20 protein-coding genes are annotated in these 23,476 nt (G+C 71.0%); 14 read left to right on the top strand and 6 right to left on the bottom strand.

Features of this window, described 5'->3' with window-relative positions; genetic code table 11:
• The first annotated feature begins 1 nt into the window (after position 1).
• From ACWY4P_RS09095 to dacB, 12 genes are all read left to right on the top strand, one after another.
• Positions 2-619, top strand: coding sequence for a response regulator transcription factor (locus ACWY4P_RS09095; RefSeq protein ID WP_456209823.1), 618 nt, complete (start codon positions 2-4; stop codon positions 617-619).
• On the top strand, positions 616-1,701 hold the full coding sequence (locus ACWY4P_RS09090; RefSeq protein WP_456209821.1) for a PAS domain-containing sensor histidine kinase: 1,086 nt from the start codon (positions 616-618) through the stop codon (positions 1,699-1,701). Before ACWY4P_RS09095 ends, ACWY4P_RS09090 begins: the two co-directional genes overlap by 4 nt.
• A gap of 32 nt (positions 1,702-1,733) precedes the next feature.
• Complete coding sequence (locus ACWY4P_RS09085) at positions 1,734-2,984, top strand: metal-dependent hydrolase family protein (protein ID WP_456209819.1); 1,251 nt, start codon at positions 1,734-1,736, stop codon at positions 2,982-2,984.
• A gap of 136 nt (positions 2,985-3,120) precedes the next feature.
• On the top strand, positions 3,121-4,275 hold the full coding sequence (locus ACWY4P_RS09080) for an acyl-CoA dehydrogenase family protein (RefSeq protein WP_456209817.1): 1,155 nt from the start codon (positions 3,121-3,123) through the stop codon (positions 4,273-4,275).
• 45 nt (positions 4,276-4,320) lie between these two features.
• A complete protein-coding gene (locus tag ACWY4P_RS09075) occupies positions 4,321-4,689 on the top strand; it encodes a hypothetical protein (RefSeq protein WP_456209816.1) in 369 nt (122 codons plus the stop codon).
• Positions 4,686-5,960 (top strand): aromatic ring-hydroxylating oxygenase subunit alpha, encoded by a 1,275-nt coding sequence (locus ACWY4P_RS09070; protein ID WP_456209814.1) that lies wholly within the window; start codon positions 4,686-4,688, stop codon positions 5,958-5,960. Before ACWY4P_RS09075 ends, ACWY4P_RS09070 begins: the two co-directional genes overlap by 4 nt.
• Positions 5,950-6,474 carry an aromatic-ring-hydroxylating dioxygenase subunit beta gene (locus ACWY4P_RS09065; protein ID WP_456209813.1) on the top strand — a complete coding sequence of 175 codons (525 nt, stop codon included), beginning with the start codon at positions 5,950-5,952 and terminating at the stop codon, positions 6,472-6,474. The genes ACWY4P_RS09070 and ACWY4P_RS09065 overlap by 11 nt, the downstream gene beginning before the upstream one ends.
• Positions 6,471-7,232: an SDR family NAD(P)-dependent oxidoreductase gene (locus ACWY4P_RS09060; protein ID WP_456209811.1), complete on the top strand. Its 762-nt coding sequence runs from the start codon at positions 6,471-6,473 to the stop codon at positions 7,230-7,232. Before ACWY4P_RS09065 ends, ACWY4P_RS09060 begins: the two co-directional genes overlap by 4 nt.
• Positions 7,233-7,271: 39 nt before the next feature.
• Positions 7,272-8,225 carry a PDR/VanB family oxidoreductase gene (locus ACWY4P_RS09055; protein ID WP_456209809.1) on the top strand — a complete coding sequence of 318 codons (954 nt, stop codon included), beginning with the start codon at positions 7,272-7,274 and terminating at the stop codon, positions 8,223-8,225.
• Positions 8,226-8,263: 38 nt separating this feature from the next.
• Positions 8,264-8,779, top strand: a complete 516-nt coding sequence (locus ACWY4P_RS09050) for a flavin reductase (RefSeq protein ID WP_456209807.1) — start codon at positions 8,264-8,266, stop codon at positions 8,777-8,779.
• Positions 8,776-9,987 (top strand): amidase, encoded by a 1,212-nt coding sequence (locus ACWY4P_RS09045; protein WP_456209805.1) that lies wholly within the window; start codon positions 8,776-8,778, stop codon positions 9,985-9,987. The genes ACWY4P_RS09050 and ACWY4P_RS09045 overlap by 4 nt, the downstream gene beginning before the upstream one ends.
• Positions 9,988-10,206: 219 nt before the next feature.
• Positions 10,207-11,796, top strand: a complete 1,590-nt coding sequence (gene dacB / locus ACWY4P_RS09040; protein WP_456209804.1) for a D-alanyl-D-alanine carboxypeptidase/D-alanyl-D-alanine endopeptidase — start codon at positions 10,207-10,209, stop codon at positions 11,794-11,796.
• A gap of 50 nt (positions 11,797-11,846) precedes the next feature.
• Here dacB and ACWY4P_RS09035 read toward each other — a convergent pair whose 3' ends face one another.
• Entirely contained in the window at positions 11,847-12,269 is a 423-nt protein-coding gene (locus tag ACWY4P_RS09035) for a DUF7919 family protein (protein WP_456209802.1), read from the bottom strand.
• A gap of 19 nt (positions 12,270-12,288) precedes the next feature.
• Positions 12,289-17,022, bottom strand: coding sequence for a putative T7SS-secreted protein (locus ACWY4P_RS09030; protein ID WP_456209800.1), 4,734 nt, complete (start codon positions 17,020-17,022; stop codon positions 12,289-12,291).
• Between the two features lie 210 nt (positions 17,023-17,232).
• Between ACWY4P_RS09030 and ACWY4P_RS09025 the strand changes: the two genes are divergently transcribed.
• Positions 17,233-18,243 (top strand): AraC-like ligand-binding domain-containing protein, encoded by a 1,011-nt coding sequence (locus tag ACWY4P_RS09025; RefSeq protein WP_456209798.1) that lies wholly within the window; start codon positions 17,233-17,235, stop codon positions 18,241-18,243.
• Between the two features lie 240 nt (positions 18,244-18,483).
• Entirely contained in the window at positions 18,484-19,323 is an 840-nt protein-coding gene (locus ACWY4P_RS09020; RefSeq protein ID WP_456212860.1) for a helix-turn-helix domain-containing protein, read from the top strand.
• Between the two features lie 86 nt (positions 19,324-19,409).
• Here ACWY4P_RS09020 and ACWY4P_RS09015 read toward each other — a convergent pair whose 3' ends face one another.
• From ACWY4P_RS09015 to ACWY4P_RS09000, 4 genes are all read right to left on the bottom strand, one after another.
• Positions 19,410-21,137 (bottom strand): protein kinase domain-containing protein, encoded by a 1,728-nt coding sequence (locus tag ACWY4P_RS09015; protein WP_456209796.1) that lies wholly within the window; start codon positions 21,135-21,137, stop codon positions 19,410-19,412.
• A gap of 45 nt (positions 21,138-21,182) precedes the next feature.
• Complete coding sequence (locus ACWY4P_RS09010; RefSeq protein WP_456209795.1) at positions 21,183-21,464, bottom strand: hypothetical protein; 282 nt, start codon at positions 21,462-21,464, stop codon at positions 21,183-21,185.
• Positions 21,465-21,560: 96 nt separating this feature from the next.
• On the bottom strand, positions 21,561-23,120 hold the full coding sequence (locus ACWY4P_RS09005; RefSeq protein WP_456209793.1) for a hypothetical protein: 1,560 nt from the start codon (positions 23,118-23,120) through the stop codon (positions 21,561-21,563).
• 13 nt (positions 23,121-23,133) lie between these two features.
• Positions 23,134-23,421 carry a hypothetical protein gene (locus tag ACWY4P_RS09000; RefSeq protein WP_456209791.1) on the bottom strand — a complete coding sequence of 96 codons (288 nt, stop codon included), beginning with the start codon at positions 23,419-23,421 and terminating at the stop codon, positions 23,134-23,136.
• Positions 23,422-23,476: the final 55 nt, after the last annotated feature.

Below are 23,476 nucleotides of genomic sequence, written 5' to 3'. Positions count from 1 at the left end.
GATGTGCCTCGTCTACATCCTGGACGACGACGAGGAGCTGAGCGAGTCGCTCGCCTGGCTCCTGGAGTCGGTCGGCATCCGCTCGGAGCGCTTCCGGGACGCCCGGACCTTTCTGCGCTCCTACGACCGCGACCGGCCCGCCTGCCTGGTCCTCGACGTCCGGATGCCCGAGCTCAGCGGGTTCGACGTCCAGCACCTGCTGAACGAGACGGGCGCCCCCCTGCCCGTCGTGTTCGTCTCCGCGCACGGCGACATCCGGATGTCCGTACGCGCCCTTCAGAACGGCGCCGTCGACTTCCTGGAGAAGCCGTACGACCCCCAGCACATGCTCGACGTCGTGCAGGCCCTACGGCGCACCGCGCGGGAACGCTACGAGCGAGCCGCCGAACAGCGCGAGCTGCGCGCGAGGCTGGACCGCCTGACCGCCCGCGAACGGGAGGTGCTGGCGCTGGCCGTCGACGGCGTGCCGAACAAGCAGATCGCGACACGGCTCGGCATCAGCGCCAAGACCGTCGATGTGCATCGCGCCCGAATCCGGGAGAAGGCCGCTGCCGAGAGCATGGCCACGCTCGTGCACGACGTGCTCCGGCTGGGGCTGCGACTCCCGGTGGACCCATGAGCGAGACCCCCGTGGACCGCCTCGTGCCGGCCGACTTCCGGGCGCTGACGCAGGCCCTGAAGTACTGCGTGCTGCTGCACGACGCCCGGACCTACGAGATCCTCTGGGCGAACGGGGCGGCCTGCGAACTGCTCGGCTGGACCGTCGACGAGCTGCGGCCGCTCAAGGCGCCGGACATGAGCAAGAACGCCCGCCAGTACAGCCGCGAACTCGGCCACCGCTGGCTCGGCCGGGCCGTGGAGCACGGCGAGAGCGCCACCGAGTGGTGTTACCGGTCCAAGAGCGGTGAGGAGATCCTCACCGAGGCCATCGCGATCCGCGTCGAGCTGCCGGCCCGGACGGTGGTGATGGTCCAGTTCCGGGACATCGCCCAGGAGAAGGCGGTGCGCCGCGACCTCGACCATCTGGCCCGCTACAACGCCATGGGCGACATGGCGATGGCCATCGCCCACGAGGTGAGCCAGCCGCTCGCGGCCGCGTACAACTTCGTCGAAGGGGCGCGCGGCCGGCTCGGGACCGGTGACCGGTCCGTGGCCTGGGGTCTTGACAACGCCGTGCGGCAGATCGAGCGGGCCCGGCGGATCCTGGACAGCCTGCGGAGTTACGTCGGCCGCCTGGACCAGTCCGAGCAGCTGACCGACCTCAACGCGATCGTGCGCGACTGCGCGTACTTCATCGAGCTGCGGGCCCAGGAGCACTCGGTGGCCGTCGCGTTCGACCTCACCGACGAGCCGCTGCCGGTGCGCTGCGAGAGCGTGCTCATCGGGCAGGTCGTGATGAACCTCGCCTTCAACGCGGTCGACGAGATGGCCCGCTGGCCGCGGGCCGAGCGCGACGTACGGATCACCACCGGGCGCGGCGAGGACGGTTCGGCCCGGCTCGCGGTCCGGGACCGGGGCCAGGGGCCGCCTCCCGGCGACCGGATCTTCGAGGGCGTGTTCACCGCCAAGGAGAACGGCAGCGGCATCGGCCTCGCCCTCAGCCACCGCATCATCACCCGCCACGGCGGCCGGATCGACGTGTGCGCGAACGAACCCCGCGGCGCGGTCTTCCGGTTCAGCCTGCCGCCGGCTCCACCGTGAGTGGCGGCGTCATCCGTTCCATGGGAGTTTTCATGAGCACCAGATACGAACACGCCGCCCTGATCGACGGTACCGGCGCCGCCCCGATCCCCGACGCGGTCCTCGTCGTGGACGACGACGGGCTGATCGCATACGCGGGCCCGGCGGCAGCCGCGCCGAAGACCCCCGCGGCCACGACGGTGGACCTGGGCGGCCGCACCGTGCTGCCCGGCTTCTTCGACTGCCACGCGCACCTGTGCATGACACCGGGCCGCGGGCTGATCGCGGGGCTGGCGGCGGACGCGACGGTGGAGACCTTCGAGGTCGCGGAGCGACTGCGGGCCACCCTGCACGCGGGCGTGACGACACTCCGCGACCTCGGCGGGGTGCCCGCCGGCTACCGCACCGCGCTCGAGCGAGGGCTGATCACCGGCCCCCGGCTCCAGGTCGCCGTCAAGGTGATCGGCCACACCGGCGGGCACGCCGACTGTTCGCTGCCCGACGGGACCGACGCCGCCCCGCATCTCGGCGAGATCGCCGACACGGCCGACGAGGCGCGCGTCGCGGCCCGGCGCATGCTGCGTGCGGGAGCGGACGTCGTCAAGGTCTGCGCCACCGGCGGCATGGGCAGCCCCCACGACGACCCCGACGACGAGGGGCTGACCTACGACGAGCTGAGGGCCGTGGTCGACGAGGCGGCGCGGCACCGAGGGAAGCCCGTGGCCGCACACGCCCAGGGCACCGACGGCATCCGCAACGCCGTCCGGGCCGGCGTCACCAGCGTCGAGCACGGCTACGGTCTGACCGACGAGCTGTGCGATCTGGCCCTGGAGCAGGGCACCTTCCTCGTCCCCACCCTGTCCACCGTCTTCGCCCCGCTCGACCCGGCGGCGATGCCCGACCACCACTTCCGCAAGAAGAGCCGCTGGTCCGGGATCACCAAGGAGAACATCGCCCATGCCATCGGCCGCGGTGTCCCCATCGCGCTCGGTACGGACGCGGGTGTGGTCCCGCACGGCCGCAATCTGCTCGAGCTGTCGTACCTGGTGGAGCTGGGCATGGAGCCGCTCGACGCGATCGGGGCCGGGACGCTGAACGCGGCCCGCCTGCTCGGCCTCGACGACCGTCTGGGCTCCCTGGAGGCCGGGAAGACGGCCGATTTCGTGGTCGTCGACCGGGACCCGCTGCACGACATCGCCGCACTCGGCCGCCCCGAGAACATCGTTCTCGTCGCGCAGTCGGGAACCGTGCAAAAGGATCTCCTCACCGGAGCCGCCCGGATTTCCCCCGGGCAGGAGAGCTGATCGAAAACGGCGGCGCGGCTACGGGAAATCCCCTACGCGATGCATCCACCGCCCAATTGAGGCGGATGAGCCGCGGCCCATAGCGTGATGGCAAGGCGGGCGGGAGAACCGCCCGGCAACGCGAGGGGAATCGCTCATGACGCAGATGCCGGATGCCGCGGCGGCGGCCGAAGGGCGGTCGGCCGCGGCGTTCGACCGGCTGCTGGCCGTGGTCGCCGAGCGGCTGGCCGAATTCGAGGAGAAGCGGCACGTCCCCCGGGACATGATCGCCGAATTCAGGAACGCGGGAATCTACCGGGCGAGTACGCCGAAGAAATTCGGGGGCGACGCCCTGCCGCCCGCCGAATTCCTCCGTCTCGTCGAACGGATATCGGTCGTGGACGGGTCGGCCGGCTGGGTCGCGAGCTTCGGCTCGTCCCTCGTATATCTGGCCGCGCTTCCGCTGGAGACCCAGGCCGAGCTGTACGCCGCCGGGCCCGATGTGGTCTTCGCCGGCGGACTGTTCCCGGTGCAGCCCGCCGAGCGGGTCCCGGGCGGCTACCGGATCGCCGGCCGCTGGAAGTTCGCCAGCGGCTGCAAGGGCGCGGACGTTCTCGGCGTGGGCATCAAGGCCGGCGAGGACAGGGCGGGCCGGCCCCTGACCGCGGTGCTGCGGCCCGAGCAGGTGGAGATCGTCGAGAACTGGGACGTGGTCGGCCTGCGCGGCACCGGAAGCCATGACCTGAAGGTCGACGGGGCCGTCGTCCCCGAGGAGTGGACGTTCGTCCGCGGCGGCGAGCCCACCGTCGACGAACCGCTCTACCGCTACCCGACCGTCCCGTACGCCGCCCAGGTCCTGGCCGTCGTCGGCGCCGGTATCGCCCGCGCCGCCCTCGACCGGGCCATCGCCGACGGCGGCCGCGCGGGCCACACCGGCGCGCCCGGGCCCGCCGAGCGCGCCACCTACCGCATCGCGGTCGGCCAGGCCGAAGCCCAGCTCAGGTCCGCACGCGCCTTCTTCTACGAGACCACCGAGGACGTGTGGGCCACCGTGGCGGCGGGGGACCCCGCGAGCCCCGGACAGGCCAGCCTGCTGCGCCTCGCCTCCGCCCACCTCGCCAAGACCTCCTTCGAGGTCGTACGCGCCGCCTATCAGCTCGGCGGCATCGCCGCCATCGCCGACGGCGGCCCCATGCAGCGCTATCTGCGCGACGCCTCGGTCGTCCCGCAACACGCGTTCCTCCAGGAAGGCATGTACGACGGCGCCGGCGCGGTCCTCATGGGCGTCCAGCCCTTCCCCGGCTACCTCTGACCCCGGCTACCTCTCATCCCGGCCACCTCCGAAAGGCAGGAACCCGTGTCCGAACCCGGCAACGCACCCTTGCGCGTGCTGTTCTGCATCGGCGTCAACCAGAACTTCTTCGACCTGCCCACCGGCCAGGGCAAGACCGTCTGGGACGGCTTCACGACCATGCTCGCCCGGCTCCACGAGCTGCCCGGGGTGAGTGTCCTCGGCACCATCGACGACGACCAGCACCTGGTCGGCCCCTCCGACTCCTGGCCCTGGACCTGTTACGTCCTCGCCGACGTCGTCGACCAGCCGACGGTGGCCGCGGCCTGCAACCTCTTCCGCACGGTCCAGGTCGGCGAGCACGGCCTGTGGCGCTATATGAAGATCGAGGCGCGCCTCGGCCGTCCGCTGCCCGAGCCGGAGGCCGCCCGGTGACCGCGCGTTCCAAGACTCCCGACATCGCCTCCCTCGTCGAGTCCGACCGCGTCGCCGGAACCCTCTACACCGACCCGGCCCTCTTCGAGCGGGAGATGGACCGGATCTTCCACCGGACCTGGGTGTGGGTGGCTCACGAGAGCGAGGTCGCCAAGGCCGGCGACTTCAAAACGGCCTGGGTGGGGCGCCGCCCGGTCATCGTCAGCCGGGACCGCCGCGGCGGGATCAACGTCCTGCTCAACCGCTGCCGCCACCGCGGAGCCAGCGTCTGCGAGGTCCCCAAGGGCAACGGCAACGGCTTCACCTGTCCGTACCACGCCTGGTCCTACGCCCTGGACGGCACCCTGCGCGGCATCCCGTACCCCGAGGGCTACGAGGACGTCATCGAGAAGAAGGACCTGCCGCTCCAGCGGCTCAGGACCGGCACCTACGCGGGCATGATCTTCGCGAGCTTCGACCACGACATCGAGCCGTTGGAGGACTTCCTCGGCGGGGCCCGGCTGTGGATCGACCGCTTCATGAAGCAGGGCGCGGGCTACCCGATCAAGGTGCAGGGCGAGCACAGGTTCAGGTTCCAGGGCAACTGGAAGATCCAGCTGGAGAACACCACCGACTGGTACCACTTCCCGATCGTGCACCGGTCCTGGATGTCCTCGGTGGACGCCGAGACCGCGAGCATGCTCTCGATCATGACCGACGAGACCGCGGTCACCCACGCCCTCGGCAACGGCCACAGCGTGTCCGTCTCCGTCGCCGAACACGCCGACCTCGACGTCGACGACGGCACGGAGAAGCTCCAGGACCGCTTCGGCCACATCGTCGAGGAGCTGTCGAAGGACCTGCCCCCGGACCGCGTACGGCGCATCGTCCGCTCGCTGCACGGCGCCGGGTTCAACCTCAACCTGTTCCCGAACGTCGCCATGTCGATGAGCTTCTTCCGGGTCCTGCGGCCGATCTCGGTCGCGGAGACCGAGATCCGGCATGTGGCGCTCGGCCTGGACGGCGGCCCGGAGATCGTCAACCGTGAACGGCTGCGCATCCACGAGCACTTCCAGGGACCCTTCGGCTTCGGCAGCCCCGACGACGCCGAGGCGTGGAACCGCGTCCAGCGCGGCGTGGCCGGGGGCGCGGACATGCCGATCCTCGTCAACCGCGGCCTCGGCCGCGAGAAGCCCGACGACCTCGGCCGGCCCACGTCCCACGCGACCGACGAGACCGGCATGCGAGAGGCCTACGCGATGTGGAAGGCGATGATGACCGATGCCACGTGACACCCTCAGCACGGCCTTCGCGGCCGCGGAACTCCCGCTCGAGGACCCCCGAGCCCTCGCCGCCGTCTCCCTGATCTGGCGCGAGGCCCGGCTGCTGGACGCGCGGGCCTACGAGGAATGGGACCGGCTGTGGGCCGAGGGCGGCGAGTACATCGTCCCGATCGACCGCGACGCGACCGACTTCGCCTCCCGGCTCAACCTCGTCTACGACGACGACCGGATGCGCCGGATGCGCATCGAGCGCCTCACCGGTGGCTTCTCCATCTCGGCGGCCGCCGCCGCCCGGACGGTCCGCTCGGTCTCCCGGTTCGTGGTGACCGGCCGCGAGGAGGACGCGCTCGAGATCTGCTCGGCACAGATCCTGGTCGGCTACAAGCGCGAGGAGACCTTCGTGCTGGCGGCCGACGTCACCCATCGGATCGTGTTCGGGGAGGCCGGTCCCCGGATCCACCGGAAGATCGTGCGGCTGGTCAACTCCGAGGACACCGTCACGGCATCGGGATTCCTGCTGTGAGCCCGCACGAGGACGGGAGGCGGCGGGTCGCGGTCGTCACCGGAGCGGCCCGCGGACTGGGCGCCTGCATCGCCGGGCAGCTGTACGACCGGGGCTACCACGTCGCGGTCACCGACCTGGACGAGAAGGCGGCGGCGCAGGCCGCGGCGGACCTCGACCCGGACGGCGGCGCCGCCGTCGGGCTCGGTCTTGACGTGCGCGACAAGGACGCCTTCGTCCGGGTCCGCGACCAGCTGGCCGAGCGCTGGGGAGCCGTCCATGTGCTGGTCAACAACGCCGGACAGGCCAAGGCCGAGGCGCCGATGGAGATCAGCCCCGACAGCTTCGAGCGGACCGTGTCGACCAACCTCAACGGCACCTTCTTCGGCTGCCAGGTCTTCGGCGCCTACTTCGCCGAGCGGGGCTACGGACGCATCGTCAACCTCGCCTCCCTCGCCGGCCAGAACGGCGGCACGGCCACCGGCGCCCACTACGCGGCGGCGAAGGGAGGAGTGGCCACCCTGACGAAGGTGTTCGCCCGCGAACTCGGCCCGCACGGAGTGACGGTGAACGCCATCTCCCCGGGCCCCCAGGACCTGCCGGTGGTCCGCGAGATGGTGCCACCGGACCAGCTCGCCGCCATCGAACAGCAGGCCCCCGTCAGGCGGTTGGGGCGCCCGCGGTTCATCGCCGACATGGCCGTGCTGCTCGCCGCCGAGCACGCGGACGCGGTCACCGGAGCGTGCTGGGACGCCAACGGCGGCCTGTTCATGCGCTGACAGCGCCGTCAGCACCACACCGAACGCGAAGGCAGACGGATGTTCACTGTCACCGTCACCGAGACCCACGTCGAAACCGACACGGTCAAGGTCCTCCGGCTCGTCCGCTCCGACGGCGCCACCCTCGCTCCGTACCCGGCCGGCGCGCACATCGACGTGACCGGACCCACGGGGATCACCCGCCCCTACTCGCTGTGCGGACCGCCCGACGACACCGGCGCGTACACCATCGCCGTCAAACGCGAGCAGAACTCGCGGGGCGGCTCCCAGGCCCTGCACGACAAGGCCGAGCGGGGCACGGAGCTGACCATCGGCACACCCCGCCGGCTGTTCGGCCTCGCCCCGGAAGCGGGGGAGCACCACCTGGTGGCGGCCGGGATCGGGATCACGCCGCTGCTGGCGATGGCGTACGAACTGCACGCCCGGGGAGCCGAGTTCCGGCTGCACTACGTGGCGCGGCGCCGCGCCGAGGCGGCCTTCGCCGGGCTGCTGGAGAAGTCCGCCTTCGCCGACCGCGTCGTCAGCCACTTCGGCGCCGGCCGGCAGGCGGTGGCCCGCGAGCTGGCGGCAGCGCTGGCAGGGCTTCCGGCCGACGCGCATGTGTACACCTGCGGCCCCCAGAGTTTCATGGCACGCGTCCGCGACCTCGCGGCCCTCGGACTGCCCGAGGAGCGGATCCACTCCGAGGCGTTCCAGGCGGGGACACCGGCGGACACCGGTGCCGGCGACGGCTTCGAGGTCGAGCTGGACACCGGCGAGGTCTTCACCGTGCCGCCCGGAAAGAGCATCGCGGACGTGCTGGAGGAGAACGGCGTCCCGCTGGAGACCTCCTGCCGCGAAGGCATCTGCGGAACCTGTGTCCTGCGGGTCCTCGAAGGCGAACCCGATCACCGCGACCACTGCCTGTCGGCCAAGGAGAAGGCGGCCGGAGACCAGATCGCCGCCTGTGTGTCGCGCGCGACCTCACCACGGCTGGTGGTCGAGCTGTGGTGAGCGAGTCCGAACCGAACCAGGAGAGGAGCGGCATCGCCGTGACCCCCAGCCAGACCGACTTCCGGGAGGCGATGGCCCACCTTCCGGCGGCCGTCAACATCCTGACCACGGACGGCCCGAACGGCCGCTGCGGCATCACCGTCAGCGCCGTCTGCTCCGTCACCGACGATCCGCCGACCCTCCTGGTCTGCCTCAACCGCGGCAGCGCCATGCACGGCGTCTTCCAGGCGAACGGACGGGTGTGCGTCAACGTCCTGGGCGGAGAGCAGCAGGAACTCGCCCTGCACTTCGCCGGGGTCACCAAGGTGGCCATGGCCGAGCGCTTCACCTGGGACGTGTGGGACCGCGCCCAGGACCTGCCGGTCCTCAAGGACGCCCTGGTGACCGCCGTCGGGACCATCAAACACGCCGTTCCCATGGGCTCCCACAGTGTGCTCTTCGTCGACATCGAGCAGCTCCGCACCCGGCCGGGCGGCCAGAGTCTCGTCTACTTCAACCGGTCGTTCCACCGCCTCGACGCCGCGCCCCTGGTGCCGGAAGGCGCGCGTCCGTGACGCCCCGGCGCACGGCCGCGGTCGACGACGCGCTGCGCCGCCTGGAGCGGACCGAGCCCGAGATCCGGGCCTGGGTCCGCGTGGACCCCGACGGTGCCCGCGCGGCGGCCGAGCGGGCGCCGGACGGACCCCTGCGCGGCGTGCCGTTCGGCGTGAAGGACATCATCGACGTCGCCGGGCTGCCCACCGAATGCGGCACCCCGCTGCGCCGCGGGCGGATCGCCGCGCACGACGCCTGGCTGGTGGACCGGCTGCGCCGGGCCGGCGCGGTCCCTCTGGGCAAGACGGTCACCACCGAGTTCGCGTACTTCCAGCCCGGGCCCACCCGCAACCCGCGCAACCCGGACCACACCCCCGGCGGCTCCTCCAGCGGCTCGGCCGCCGCCGTCGCGGCGGGCGTGGTGCCGCTCGCCCTGGGCTCGCAGACCGCCGGTTCGCTGACCAGGCCCGCCTCCTTCTGCGGTGTCGCGGGCTACGTCGCCCCGGTCGGCGCCTGGTCCACGCGAGGCTTCACCGGACTCAGCCCGAGCCTGGACGCGCCCGGGCTGCTCGCCGCCCGAGTGGCCGACCTGGCCAGGGCCGTCGAGGCCGTCGACGGCACACGTGCCGAAGAGCCGGAGTCGCCGCGGATTCTGGTGTGGCCCGGCACCGAACTCACCGACGTCGCCCCGGAGATGCTGGCCGCCCTCCACCGCACCGGCGAGGCCCTGGCGGCCTCCGGGGCGGCGACGACCGACCTCGGCACCCAGGCGCGTACACCCGCGCTCGCCGAAGGACACGCCACGGTCATGGCCTACGAGGCGGCCCGCTCCCTCGCCGCCGAGCACGCAGAGCACGCCGAGGCTCTCAGCACACACCTGCGCGACCTGCTGGACCGCGGACGCGGAACACCCGAGACCGACTACCGGGCGGCCCTGGAGACCGCCCGCGCCGCCCGCGCCCGGCTGCTCGAGCTGCTGTCCGACGCCGACGCCATCCTCGGCCCCGCCGCCCCCGGGCCCGCCCCGCACGGCCTTGGCGCCACCGGCACGCCCGTCCTCAGCCGCCCCTGGCAACTCCTCGGCCTGCCGGCCGTCACCGTCCCCGGCCACCGCGACCCGAGCGGCATGCCGCTCGGTCTCCAACTCGTGGGCCACCCCGACCGCGTGGGCCGACTGCTCGGGGTCGCCGCCAGAACCGAGGAGGCCATTCACCCTGACGGGGCGTGAAGGGCCAGCGCCCGGTGCCGGTAGTCCTTGGGCGGAAGCCCGTACGCGGCGCGGAAGGCCCGGCTGAACCCGGCTCGGACGTGGACACCGCCCTGCGGCGGCTGGAGGGAGCCACGGCCGGCCAGACCCCGTCCGGGCTGTCTTCTCGGGCCCGCGGCCCGACGGGACCGCGCACCGCGCTCTGTCGCGGCGGGCCGCCGTACGGGATCCTCCGGTGCCATGAGTAGACCCGCGGATCACGTGAACCGCCTTACGCGCGCCTGGATCTGGCCCCTCGTCATCGGCCTCGTCTGCACCCTCAGCTGGAGCTCACCCGCCGGTGCGGACACCTCCCGCGCCGGCCTCGGCGACGCCCTCGACACCATCCTCGCCGACCCGCTGCTGAAGGGCGGCGCGGCGGGCGTGGTGGTCGCCGACGCCGACTCCGGCGCCGTCCTCTACCAGCACAGGCCCGACGACCGGCTGATGCCCGCCTCCAACACCAAGCTGTTCACCTCGGCCGCCGCCATGGGGCTGCTCGGCCCCGACTACACCTACCGCACCGAGGTGCTCACCGACGGCAGCCGCCAGGGGCGGGTGCTGCGGGGCGATCTGTATCTTCGAGGCACCGGCGACCCGACGATGCTCGCCGCGGACTACGAACGGCTCGCCGCGCGGCTCGCCGAGTCGGGGATCACCCGGGTCACCGGGCGGTTGATCGCCGACGACACCCGGTTCGACACCCAGCGCGTCGGCCGCTCCTGGGCCGCCGACGACGAGTCCTCCTACTACGCGGCCCAGATCTCCCCGCTCACCCTCGCCCCCGACACCGACTACGACGCGGGCAGCGTCATCGTCGAGACCGCCCCCGGCGCGGCGCCGGGCGAGCGGCCGAAGGTCACGCTCACCCCGAAGACGGGCTACGTCCGCATCGACAACCGCGCCACCACCGCCGCCACCGGCAGCGGCTCCACCCTCTCCGTCGAGCGGCAGCACGGCTCCAACACCATCACCGTCAGCGGCGCCCTCCCCGTGGGAAGCGGGCCGGCCAAGGAGTGGGTCAGCGTCTGGGAGCCCACCGGCTACGCCGCCTCGGTGTTCGCCGACGCGCTGGCCCGCCACGGCATCCACGTCACCGGGGCCACCCGCCTCGGCCGGGCCACCCCGCCGGACGCGAGGCGGCTCGCCTCGCACCAGTCGATGCCGCTCAAAAAGCTCCTCATCCCCTTCATGAAGCTGTCCAACAACATCCACGCCGAAGTGCTCACCAAGACCATCGGCTACGAGACGGCGGGCCGCGGCACCTGGAGCGCGGGCCTCGCCGCCGTGTCCGACTGGCTGAAGAAGCAAAAGGTGGACATCGGCTCGGTGCGCCAGGTCGACGGCTCCGGGCTGTCCCGGATGGACAACATCGCGGCCGGGCGCCTCAGCGAGCTGCTGCTGTCGGTGCGCGACGAGCCCTGGTACGCCGACTGGTACGCCTCGCTGCCGGTGGCCTGCGACCCGGACCGGTTCGTGGGCGGCACCCTGCGCTCACGGATGTGCGGCACCCCGGCGGCGGGCAACGCCCGCGGCAAGACCGGCTCGCTGACCGGCGCCTCCGCGCTCTCGGGGTATGTCACCGACGCGGACGGCAGGGAGCTGGTCTACAGCGTCGTCCTCAACAACTACCTCGCCCCGTCGGTGAAGAGCCTGGAGGACGCGATCGTGGTCACGCTCGCGAAGTCCGGGGCGGACCGGACCGGCACCGCCGTCCGGCCGCGCGCCGTGCCGAAGCGGGCCGGGGCGGACGACGTCGAGTGCTCCTGGACCAAGCCCCGGCGCTGCTGAGCCGCCCCGGGAGCCGTGGCGCCGGGGTGGGGGTCACCCGCCCCGGCGCGTCACACCCGCGGTACGGCGGTCCTGCGTGCCGTGACCGCCTCGATGAACTCCTCCGGCGGGAGGTAGGAGTGCGCGGTGACGTAGTGGTGGACGAGATTGGGCGCGACCAGCCACCTGCCGTCGCGGCCCACCACCCGCACCTCGGCGCTGCCGAGGGAAACCCGCTCCTGGCCGATGTGGATGACCACCGGGTACTCGTCCGTCCCGCCCGGGTGGGGGAGCGCACAGTGGTGCCACCCGCGCATCACCATATGACGGTCGTCCCGGCACAGCAGGGCGAGGGACTGGACGAATTCCTCCGGAGCCGTGCCCCGGGGGAATTCCTCGCCGGGCTCCAGCCATCCGATATTGACCGCTTCGATTCCCTGGGGGACCGATCCCGAGGTGTATACGTACGGAGTCAGGTCCGCGTAGTGGGTCACCGCAGTAGACTCCTGGTTCTCAGATGATCGAGCGGCAAGCGCCCCAGTGTACGCGGCCCATGTTCGGCTGGAGAAGTTGGGAGAGGCGGGTCTCTCGGGTCACGGTCCTGCCGCTGACGGTCAGACCGTCGGGCGGGAACAGCGAATAGTCCTCCACTTGCTGTCCCGGCTTGTAGGTTATCGTCGGGGTGGGGGTGCCTGTTTCAATGAGGGTGACCTCGTCGTTGTAGATCACCTCGCCGTGTTCGCTGTACATTGCCACGCTCGTGCCTTCAGGGACCGTGGTCATGCTGGTGTCGCCCGCTCTTATGCCGCCATGGCCGCTGAACACCATTTCGCGGTCCGGACGGCCGGACACGTACCAGAACGATGCGACCTCGCCCACGTCGTCGGCGTCGTCAAACCAGTCGAGGCCGTCGAAATCCGGGCTCGCGCTGGTGCAGGGGGAGAGACCCAATGGGTCGATCCAGAGATGGGGATTGGGGACGTAGGCGGCGGGGTTGGGGGCGGGGGCGAGGCCGAGGGGGTCGGGGGTGGTGTAGCGGGCGGTTTCGGGGTCGTAGTAGCGGTGGTGGTTGTAGTGGAGGCCGCTTTCGGGGTCGTAGTACTGGCCGGGGAAGCGGAGTGGGGTGTACGTGGTGCTGTCGTGGCCCCACGTCGCGGTGCCCCAGTGGGTGGTACGGGTCTGCCAGGCGATGTCGCCGTTCTCGTCGACGAGTTCGCTCGGAGTGCCAACCAGGTCGGTGACGATGGTGAAGAACTGGCGGTCGATCTCGCGCCGGCTGGTGGCCTCGGTGACGCGCTCGGTCTGTGCCACCGGCCGTACACCGTCGTGGTGCCAGGTCAGCGTCACCGGGTCGGGGAGATCTGGGGCGGTGGTGGTGGTCTGTTCGATGAGAGTGGTGCCGTCCCAGGTGAAGTCGACCTGTTCGAGGACGGTCTCGCCGTCGTGGGCGAGGCGTTGTTTGGCGGTGCGGCGGCCGAGGGGGTCGTAGAGGTAGCGCCAGGTGGTGCCGTCGGGGGTGGTGACGGTGGTGAGGTGGTTCTCCGCGTCCCAGGTGTAGCGCCAGGTGTCGGGCTTGCGGGAGGGGCGGGTCTTCTGGCGGAGGATGAGGCGGCCCGCGGCGTCGTGTTCGTAGCGGACGCGTCCGGCGCGGGTGATGCGGGTGCCGGTGTACGTGCGAGGGCCGGTGGTGTCGGCGGCGGCTGGGTGGTCGGTGGGCCAGGTGGCGTGGGTCTGGTTGCCCGCGTCGTCGTAGGCGTAGGTCTCGGTCCAGTCCTCGGCGCGGACGGTGGTGACCCGGCCCGCCGCGTCGAGGTCGAATGCACGGGGGCCGCGCAGTTGGTCGTCGATGCCGGTGAGGTGGCCGTCGGGGCGGTAGGTGTACGCGCGGTGCTGGGTGATGTCGCCTGCCGGTCCGGTCAGGGTCTGCTCGGAAAGCCGCCCGGTTGGGTCCCAGATCTGCGCGAGTGTCGCGGTGTCGCCCAAGTGGCGGGCGGTCTCCCGGCCCACCGCGTCGTACGCGAAGTCGAGAATCTGGCCGCATGTCGTGAGCGTGGTGCGGTGCCCCGCCGCGTCGTAGGCGAAGGTGGACTTCGCGCCGGAGGGGGTGGTGCGGCGCACGGTGCGGCCCAGGGCGTCGTAGGCATGGGTCAGCACCCGGCCGTCGACCATCTCGGCTGTCACCCGGCCCATCCGGTCCCGCCGGTACGTCAGCGCCGCGTCCGGGCCGATGGCCTCCGTCAGCTGCCCGGCCGGGTCGTAGGTGAAGGTGGTGACCTGGCCGTCGGCGTCCTTGCGGACGATCCGGCCGCGGGCGTCGTGTTCGAGGGAGACGGTCTGGCCCAGGGGATTGGTGAGGGAGATCAGTTGGCCCGCCGCGTCATAGGCGTAGCTGAGGGTGCGCCCGTCGAAGTCCGTCTGGGCGAGCAGTCGGCCGACCGCATCGTAGGCGTAACTCCAGGTCAGGCCCTGGGGATTGGTGACCTGGGTGAGGCGTAGCTGGGTGTCGTGCGTGAACTCGTGGCGGGTGCCGTCCGGGCCGGTCTGGGCGGTCAGCAGGTCGAAATGGGTGTACTCGTACGTGGTCACGCCGTCGCTCGCGTCCACATGGGCGGTGAGGTTGCCTTCGCCGTCGTAGGTCCAGGTCTGCTGGGTGCCGTCCGGGGCGGTGCGCCGGGCGAGTTTGCCCTCGGTGGTCCATTCGAGGTGGGTGGGTGCGCCGAGGGGGTCGGTGATGGTGGTGGGGCGGCCGAAGGCGTCGCGGTGGTAGGTGGTGGCCGCGCCCAGGGGGTCGGTGATCCGGGTGGGGAGCCCGGCCGGGTCGCAGCGGACGCGGGTGGTGGCGCCGAGTGCGTTGGTGACCGAGGCCAGATGGCCCAGGTCGTCGTAGGTGTAGCGGGTGGTGGTGCCCAACGGGTCGGTGACGGCGGTGCGATTGCCCCGCTCGTCGTAGGCGTAAGCCCAGGTGGCCCCGTCGGCCTGGACAACCTTCACCGGGAGGCCCAGGGCGTTGTAGGAGGCGGTCCGCCGGGGACCGTCGGGGGTGGCCACGGAGGTCAGCCGACCGGCCGGGTCGTAGTCGTAGCTGGTGGTCCGGCCCAGGGCGTCGGTGCGGGACAGGGCGCGGCCGTAGTGGTCCCGCCGGGTGCGGACCGTGTTGCCGACGGCGTCCGTGACGGCGATGACCTGGCAGCGGTCGTTGACCAGGTAGCGGGTGGTGTGGCCCTCGGGCGTGGTGACGGTGGTGACCCGGTGGCCGGTCCGTTCATCCGTGGGGCCGTAGTCGATGCGCAGCGCGATATGGCCCTCGGTGCCGCCTTGGGCGATGCAGCGGTCGCGGTTGTCGTAGACGTAGTCGTAGCGGCGGTTGTTGGTGTCGGTCCATGCGATGATCCGGCGGTCGGCGTCGTACTCGAAGCGCAGGGGCAGCCCGGAGGAGTTGGTGACCTCGGTGAGGTTGCCGTCGGTGTAGGCGTAGCGGATGAGCTCCTGGTCGGCTCCGGCCAGGTGGAGGGCGGTGATACGGCCCTCGTCGGTGGTGATGTTGAGGCGGTAGCCGCCGCTGTGGACGATGCCGGTCGGGGTGCCGTGCGTGTCGTACTCAAAGGTCAGGCGGTGGCCGTTGCGGTCGCTGATCTCCGCGAGCAGGGCCTCGCCGTCGCCCCCGCCCTCCGGCCCGGTGAAGTACCAGATACGTCCGGTGTCCGGATCGGTGAGTGTGTAATCCCCCTCCACCGTCCGCTCCAACGGCCGCCGCGGGCCCAGCTCGGGCAGCGTCGGCACGCCGGGTGCCGGGTGCGGATACGACAGCAGCAGTCCGTCCTCGGCGACGAACACCACACCCCGCGCGCCGATCTCCAGCCGCTGATCGGCCGTGCTCGACCAGGTGGGCCCGAACCACCGCCCCGCCCGGTACCCCGACTCCGCCCGCCGCACGAACACCAGCGGCAACGCCCCCGGCAACACCACATCCCGCTGCGGAAGATACATCCGCCCCGTCGCCAGATCCACCGGGTCGGTTCCCCCGGCGGTCTTCGCCCCATCGGGCGTGGCATGCGGGGCCGGGCCGTCCTTGGCCAGCGTTTCCAGAGCGGGCCGCTCGGCCCGGGCCACGGTCGCGGGCAGCCGCTCGGCGGCGGTGACGGCCGCCTTCGCCCCGCCAAGACCCTTGGTCCCGAGCAGCTCCGGCACCAACCGGCCCAGCCCCTCGGAGGGATCCTTCTGGAACGCGTCCCACATGCCCTTGAGTGCCGCGCCCGGGTCGTTGGCCATCCGCACCAGACCAGCGGCCGTGTTGTTCAGGTTGGTGACGTACTCGGCGGGATGGGTGATGTTGTACAGGTCCAGCGGGTTCACCTGCCGCGCAAAGTTCAGCAGCCCCGCCGTCCCCTTCACCACACCACCCAGGAAATGGCCCGTGTCCAGGCTCAGCCCGGTCAGCCCATCCCCCACCTGCTGCGCGTACGACGGCTTCTTCGGCGCGGCATCCCGCGCCACCTCCACCGCCGCCTTCGCCACCCCATGCGCCTCATTCCGCTGCCGCCGCGCCTCCTTCAACAGGTCCTCAGCGGCCTTGATATCGGCCGCCCCGGGGTCATGGAAGGTGCCCGGCTTGTCCGGCAGGCTGGAGGGGTCACGCTTGTCGGCGGGTTTCGCGTTGTACGCCTCCACCGCGTCGTTGTACGCCGACACCCTGCCGTTGTGCGCCGAACGGGCGTCGTCGGAGGCCTTCTTCCCCTTCTTGTACTGCCGGACCGCCTCCTCCGCCTGACCCTGCGCCCACTCCACCGTCCCCGCGAACCGCTCCAGCGCCCCCGACGCCTTCTCACACGCGTCCGCCGCCGTGAACCACTTCTTCGGCTCGACCGACACGCTCTCCCGGAACGCGTCCGCCGACTTCCCCTTCAGCGACCCGCTGCCAAGACCCTGCAGCCCCTTGCCCACGTTGTTGAACGCGGTCTTGAAGTCGGTCAGATGACTCGCGGTCGAGCGCAGCTTGCCAGGGCTGCCGTGGATCAGCTTCTTCGCATCCTCGGTCTCACCCAGCTGCATCTCATCGACATCCGCGCCCAGCGCGTTCGCCGCCGAGTCCGACTTGTCACGGACCCAGTCCGCACCGCTCTCCCAGCCGACGTCATCCAGCCGGTCCGCCGTCCAGTCCCCCGCGCCATCGACCGCCTCACCGACATCCTCGACCCGGTCATCGACCCAGTCCTCAAACCCATCCGGAACGAAGTCACCTAGTCCCACGCGCAGTTACCCCCGTACCAGGACCTCACGGCATTCCGGATGAGGGTACCGGCCCCTGCTCGGCGTGATCGGCCGAGGTCAGGATTGTTGCGCGCGGCGATTGGGGGCTGCGCAACAACTCGATCGGCGCCCAGACTCACTACGAGTCGGGGTCAGGCCGTCAGCCGTCGGGACGGTCGGGCATCAGGACCTTCGGGGGAGGCACGGAGAGTGATCGAGACGTTATTCCGCAGCGATGAACTGCCCGCGGCGGACCGGTTCGAGAGGTGGCGCGATCTGGCGTTCGAGAGCCACTCGCCTCATGAGATCCGTACGGAACACAGCGCCGACTTCCAGGGCACCCTGCGGGTGCTGGACCTTGGCATCCTCCAGGTTTCCCTGTTCACCTGTCCGCCTCTGGACTCCGTCCGGACCGCGACGTTGATCCGGAAGTCCGACCCCGAGATCTACTACCTCGCGGTGCCCCTGTGCGGGCACATGGGGGTTGTCCAGGACGGCCGGGAGATCCTGGTCGAGCGGGGTGACCTTGTGCTGATCGGTAGTTCGCACCCGTATCGGGGCCGACTGGACGCGGCGGGCGGCACGGTTTCGGCCGCGGAGATGCTGATCCCGCGGGCGCTGCTGCCGCTGCCCGACGGTCTCGCCGACCGGCGGTGCGCGATCAGGCTGCCGGGGCGGGCCGGGATGGGCGCCCTGCTCACCGACTTCCTCACGGGCCTGCTCAACGACACCACGTCCTACGGACCCTCGGATTCCGTGCGGTTGGGTGTCATCGCGCTCGACCTGGCCACCGCCGTGCTCGCCCACCAGTTCGCTGGCCAAGAGCCGCCCGAGACCTTCCAGCACGCCCTGGCCATGCGCGTCCACAGCTACATCCACCAGCACCTGACCGACCCCGAGTTGACTCCCGAGCAGATCGCGGCGGCCCAGCACATCTCGGTCCGCTCCCTGCACCGTCTGTTCCGTCAGCAGAACACCACGGTCTCCGCCTACATCCGCTGCCAACGGCTGGAACAGGCCCGCCGAGAGCTGGCCGATCCGGGGCTGCGTACGCGGCCCATCCACGCCATCGCCGCCCGCTGGGGATTTCCCCGGCCGGCCGACTTCACCCGCGCCTTCCGTGCCGCTTACGGCATGCCGCCCAAGGACTTCCGGCACCTCGCCCAGGGGGCGCCACACAGCGGTAGCCGGGGGAGCGACTTGATTGGCGCCCAGCGCTAAGCGGCTGGCGCCCAGCGCTAAGGACGTGCCCCGCACCACCTCGGCAGACTCGTTGAGCAGGCAATGGTGTCGGCGCGCCCCTCCGGTGCGCCGTGGTCATGCCGCGCCTGATACGGGGAAGGTAACACCATTACATTGCCATCGCTCTTACGCTCACGGCAGCCGACGGCGACTGCCTTTTCGACAAGCGACCGTGGCCGGCCCGGGCACCGCACCGAGCTGGAGTTGGGGCCCGTGCGGATGACCGTGCTGCGCTTTCCCGGGCTGTCTTCGCTGTCCGTACCGAGTCCGTCGCACACCCGCCGGCCTGCCCGGAGCGGCGATCCGCGGGCATGGTGGCTGGTCCTGGTGTCCGACGGGCCGCTGACGCTGGGCCGGGGGCCCGGTGCCAAACGTCTGGAGCCCGGCCAATTGGTGTTGTGGGACCCATGGGAGCCGTTCGACGCGGCGGCGGCCGACCCGGCGAGACCGCCCCGGGCGATGGTCCTGCATCTGCCGGGAAGCGCGCTGTCGCTGCCGCACCACGCACTGCGCGGCTTCGCGGCGCGGCCGACGTCCTCGGACGCGGGCCCGGCGGCCCTCCTCGCGCGGTTCCTGGAGGGGCTGGCCGGGCCTGCCGGGGCGGTGGAGATCCCGCAGGCGACCTGGGTGGGGCGCGCCGCGGTCGATCTGGCGGTGGCGTTCCTCAGCAGTGTGACCGACCTACGGGACGACGCGGCGCGCCTGCCGCGGCAGGCGGCGCTCCTGAGGGAGATCAAGTCGTACATCGACCGCAACCTCGGTGATCCCGACCTGTCGCCGACGACCATCGCGACGGCGCACCACATCTCGGTCCGCTATCTGCACCACTTGTTCCGGCAGGACGAGCAGACGGTCGGCGGGTTCGTCCGGGAGCGGCGGCTGGAGCGCTGCCGGGCCGATCTGACCAACCCCTGCCTCGCGGGGCAGAGCATGACCGTGATCCGGGCACAGTGGGGCTTCCAGGACGCGGCGGTGTTCAACCGGGCCTTCAAGAAGGAGTACGGGATCACACCCGGCGAGTACCGCAGGCGCGAGGGTGTGCCCGTAGACGTCCGATAGCGGTCGCCGGGGGCGCTGTGGCTGAGCCGGCGGGGGACCGCCGGCTCAGCCGTGTCGTTTCTGCGGCGTTTTAGTGTCGTTTCCGCTCAGGCGCGGAGCGCCGGCCAGGTGTCCTCTCCCACTTGGCCGTCGACGTGCAGGCCGTGAATCTGCTGGAATCGCTTGACCGCCGCCCGTGTGTCGGGGCCGAATTCCCCGTCGACACCGCCGGGGCCGATGTCGTACTTGCGGGCCTTGAGGATGCACTGCACCTGGCGGACGCGGTCGCCCCGGTCGTTGATTTGGGTGAGCGCGCTGCCGGAGTAGTAGCGGCAGGACTTCCACGGCTTCGGCGCCGGGGTCTTGGGCGGAGTCTGCGTCTGCTTGGGCGGGTCCGGGGTGGCAGTGGTGGTCTTGGCCGGTGGGTTCGGGTTGGCAGGGGGCTGGGTCTCCTCGGAGCCGCCGCCCCCGCCGCCGCCCCCGCCCCCGCCCCCATCGCCGCCGTCGCCGCCGTCGCCACCACCATTGCCACCGGCCGGGGGGTTCGCAGAGGGAGACGTCGTGCCCGGCGACGGCTTCGGCGAGTGCTTCGCCGCGGGTGACTTCGACGCCCGCGGGTGCTGCGCGGACTTGGTGGCGGTCGCGGCGACCTTCTTTTTGCCGTCGTCCGAGGAGCCCATCCCCGGTGCGACGAAGGCCACCACACCGATGGCCACGGCGACGACGGCGGCCGCGGCGGCCCACGCCAGGCCACGGCGGCTCTTGGGCGCCGCCGGCCGCAGCGTACGCTCCGGCGCGCCGCGGCGAAGGATGGTCAGCTGATCCATCGGCGACACGGCGGCGGCGTGCCCGCTCCACTCGGAGCGGGCCCCGATCAGCTCCGCGAGCGACGACGGCCACTCCCGGGCCGACGCGTGCTGCCGCGCCGCGTCGACGACCTCCTGCGGGCTCGGCCGCCCCTCCGGGCTCTTGTCCAGACAGCGGCCCACCAGCTCCGCCAGGGCCGGATCGGACTCCGCCACCCTGGCCAGCACGTCTTCGCTCGGCGGCGAGTAGACCACGCGGTGGACGACATCGGCCGTCGACCCCTCGCCGAACGGCGTTCTGCCGGTCGCCGCGTGCGCCAGCACCGAGCCGAGCGAGAAGACGTCCGAAGCGGTGCCCGCCTCCCGGCCGTCGGCCTGCTCGGGGGACATGAACGCCGGGGTGCCCACATGCTGACCGGTCATGGTCAGCACACTGGCGTCAGTGGTGTGGGCGACCCCGAAGTCGATGACCCTTGCCCCGTCCGCGCCCAGCAGGACATTGGACGGCTTGAGATCGCGGTGGACGATCCCGGCGGCGGCGAGCGTGGCGAGCGCCTCCCCGATCTCGCCCGCCAGCCGCCACACGACCGGCGCGGGCAGTGGGCCGAAGCGGCGCACCGCGTCGTCGAGGCTTGGCCCCGGGACGTACGCGGTCGCCATCCACAGGCGCTCCTCCTCGTCGAAGCCCGAACCGAGCAGCCCCGCCGTGTACTTCCCGTGGACCCGCCGTACGACCTCGACCTCGCGCTCGAACCGGCGCCGGAACCTCGGGTCCTCGGCGTGCTCCGGCCGGATGACCTTGACGGCCACCAGCGCCCCCGCCCCGTACGGGGCCGCCGCCTCCCCCTCCACGCCCGCTTCCCGCCCGAGGTAGAGCCGGCCCATCCCCCCGCCACCCAGGCGCGCGAGCACCCGATAGGGCCCGATCGCCACCGGGTCCGACCGCCGCAACGGCTCCGCGCCGAGGCGTTCGAGGTCGGCGGGGTTCAGCTCCCCGGTCCAGGGGTGGACCGGATCCCTCTCAGACATAGGAGTTTCCTTAGGGAGTTCCTGCTGTGACGCCCTCGGACACGGTCAGCCGTTGCCGCCGGCCTGGGTGATGTTCTTCAGGACCGAGTCGAACTTCCGCTGGAACTCGTCCAGGGACTGCTTGATCTTGTTCAGATCCGCCTGGGCTCCGCTCCAGGCGGAGCGGAACTCGGCTGCGTGCTTGCCGTCCCAGTGGCTCTGGTCGCTGAGGATGTTCCCGGCGGCGGAGAGCTGGCTGATGGACTGCTGGAATCCGCCGTCGATGATGCCGAGGAACTTGCGGCTTGCGGCGTGTGCCGCGTCGTCGACCTTGACCGTGCCTGCCATGGTGTTTCTCCTGTGTTCTCGTGTATTTCTTGAGTCGTCGATCAGGTGGCTGATTTACGACGGGGGTGTCTTGGGGCGGCGTCTGAAGGCGCCTCATCAACGAGGAGTTGGGCTGGTTCCGGGCGTGGGTGTCGCAGGGGGCGATGCGGGTTCATTCCCCTCCCAGAGCCGCAGGGCGTCGTTCAGGAAGCCCCCATTCCGGGCGGTCCATTTGCCCATGTCGTTCCCGGGCACGAATGGTTCGCCCGGCGGCTTGGCCCGGAGATGCCGTTCCCAGGCCTCCAGGTCCCTTCCTTGGAACTCACTGGCGAGTATCTCGGGCCTGTAGCGGATACTCCCGTGGTGCCCCTCGCGGTCCGTAACATCCGCGAAGGCACCCATGATCGCGGCGATGTATTTGATCGACCCTTCGGGGGTGGCCAGTATCGCCTCGCGCTCGAACAGCCCCCTGTGGGGAAGATATCCCCGAGCCTCGATCTGTTTGACGACAGCCGTGTCGATGTGTACCTTGCCCGGGCCGATCGCATGCCGGCCCAAGGGCGCAGGGACGTTGGGGGGAATTGGCGAGGGGAAGGGTTGCCAGTTGTTCACGATCCCTTCCCAGGCGATGGCGGCCACGATGGCCTTCGGGTCGATGTTGTACCGTCGCGCTTCCTGGAAGATGGTCTCTCGGTGCAGCTCGATCCAACTCAGAACCGCGTCCTGCTCACGGGAGTATTTACTCCCGTCGGGATCCACGGACGGGTAAGGAAGGTAGCCGGCGAACCAGAGCTCGTAGGAGAGATCCGTCGAGCTGTCGGGAGGCTGCGCGCCGCCCGGCCATGTCGGTATGCCTGACGAGAGGACCCCGGCCACTTTGCTCCGCCACAGCGGCTCCTTCGCCATGGGGCCTTCGAAGAGACTCCTGAGCTGGGCCTGGCTCAGCGACTGGGCGAAGTTGCGGGCGGCCGCCGGATTGGCGCCGATAGCGTTGAGGAACTCCATCTTCTGGGCCGCGGTCATGTAATGGTCTTCGAGGTTCACGGCGAAGCGGACCTCGGGGACGGGCCTGGCGAGCCGGGCGTTGACGCCGGCGTAGACCTTCTTGTCCAGCATGCCGCTCGAGTAGGCGCTCACCAGTGCCGGAATGCCACCCTGTGCCATCGCGGTCTCGATGCGCCGCTCGTCCAGGTTGTTGTAGAAACCCGCGCTGAAATAGGGGTCGTTGCCGTGTTTGGCGAGTTCCCTGATGATGCCGGTGACCTCGACGGGCTCGGCGTTCATCAGGCGCTTGGCGAGCGCTGCCCCCGCGTTGATCTGCACTTGATGCGCGGCCTCTGCCTGCTGACGCGCGGCCTCTGTCTGCAGTTTCGTAAAAGCCGCGTTGACGGCCTTCTCGTTGGCGCGGATCGGCTGGTTCCGCCCCCGTACGAGAACGCCTCCGGCCTGAAGGAACGCCTGGCCGACAGTCCTCACGTCCCGGTCGGTGTAATACGCGGCCGCCACCTGCGTGGCGACCCGCCCGTCAATGGGCTCGCAGAATCCACCGCCGTTCTGATACGCCATGAGCGTAGGCCCGAGGACCGTGCGGACCCAGGTCTGCAGCTGCTCGGCACCGTTGGTGCACACATCGGAGTACCTGTACAGGTTCTCCGGAATCGCGGAGACGGTGGTCATGTCGCTGCCGTACCTAGTCCTTGGTCTTCTCGGCGGCGTGCGCCGACGCGGTCGCCTGGTTCACCTGTGACTGGAGCCTGAGGGCCGCGGCCTTGAGATCGGTGAGCGCCGCCCGCTGGCGGGCGTAGTCGGTTTCAAAACGGTTGCGCTTCGCGCCCTGCCAGTTGTCGCTGTGGGGGGCGCCTAGCAGAGCCTTGCGCTGGCCCTCGCGCAGCCAGATGTACCAGTCGAGCTTGTCGACGAGCTGGGAAAGCTGTTGCCTGAGCCGCTCGGCGGCGTCGAAGTCATACTTCGGTGGCATCAGTCAGTTCCCCCTGTGTGGCTCACTCGAGAATTCTCCGGCCCCGGGCTTCGCC

Source organism: Streptomyces sp. LZ34, from assembly GCF_053890475.1.
This window is presented reverse-complemented; position numbering and strand designations above follow the sequence as displayed.

Excerpts from the sequence above, each read along its gene's own strand:
- ACWY4P_RS09095 (WP_456209823.1), top strand. The coding sequence starts at position 2 with ATGTGCCTCGTCTACATCCTGGACGACGACGAGGAGCTGAGCGAGTCG.
- ACWY4P_RS09090 (WP_456209821.1), top strand. The coding sequence starts at position 616 with ATGAGCGAGACCCCCGTGGACCGCCTCGTGCCGGCCGACTTCCGGGCG.
- ACWY4P_RS09085 (WP_456209819.1), top strand. The coding sequence starts at position 1,734 with ATGAGCACCAGATACGAACACGCCGCCCTGATCGACGGTACCGGCGCC.
- ACWY4P_RS09080 (WP_456209817.1), top strand. The coding sequence starts at position 3,121 with ATGACGCAGATGCCGGATGCCGCGGCGGCGGCCGAAGGGCGGTCGGCC.
- ACWY4P_RS09065 (WP_456209813.1), top strand. The coding sequence starts at position 5,950 with ATGCCACGTGACACCCTCAGCACGGCCTTCGCGGCCGCGGAACTCCCG.
- ACWY4P_RS09055 (WP_456209809.1), top strand. The coding sequence starts at position 7,272 with ATGTTCACTGTCACCGTCACCGAGACCCACGTCGAAACCGACACGGTC.
- dacB (WP_456209804.1), top strand. The coding sequence starts at position 10,207 with ATGAGTAGACCCGCGGATCACGTGAACCGCCTTACGCGCGCCTGGATC.
- ACWY4P_RS09020 (WP_456212860.1), top strand. The coding sequence starts at position 18,484 with ATGACCGTGCTGCGCTTTCCCGGGCTGTCTTCGCTGTCCGTACCGAGT.
- ACWY4P_RS09015 (WP_456209796.1), bottom strand. The coding sequence starts at position 21,137 with ATGTCTGAGAGGGATCCGGTCCACCCCTGGACCGGGGAGCTGAACCCC.
- ACWY4P_RS09010 (WP_456209795.1), bottom strand. The coding sequence starts at position 21,464 with ATGGCAGGCACGGTCAAGGTCGACGACGCGGCACACGCCGCAAGCCGC.
- ACWY4P_RS09005 (WP_456209793.1), bottom strand. The coding sequence starts at position 23,120 with ATGACCACCGTCTCCGCGATTCCGGAGAACCTGTACAGGTACTCCGAT.
- ACWY4P_RS09000 (WP_456209791.1), bottom strand. The coding sequence starts at position 23,421 with ATGCCACCGAAGTATGACTTCGACGCCGCCGAGCGGCTCAGGCAACAG.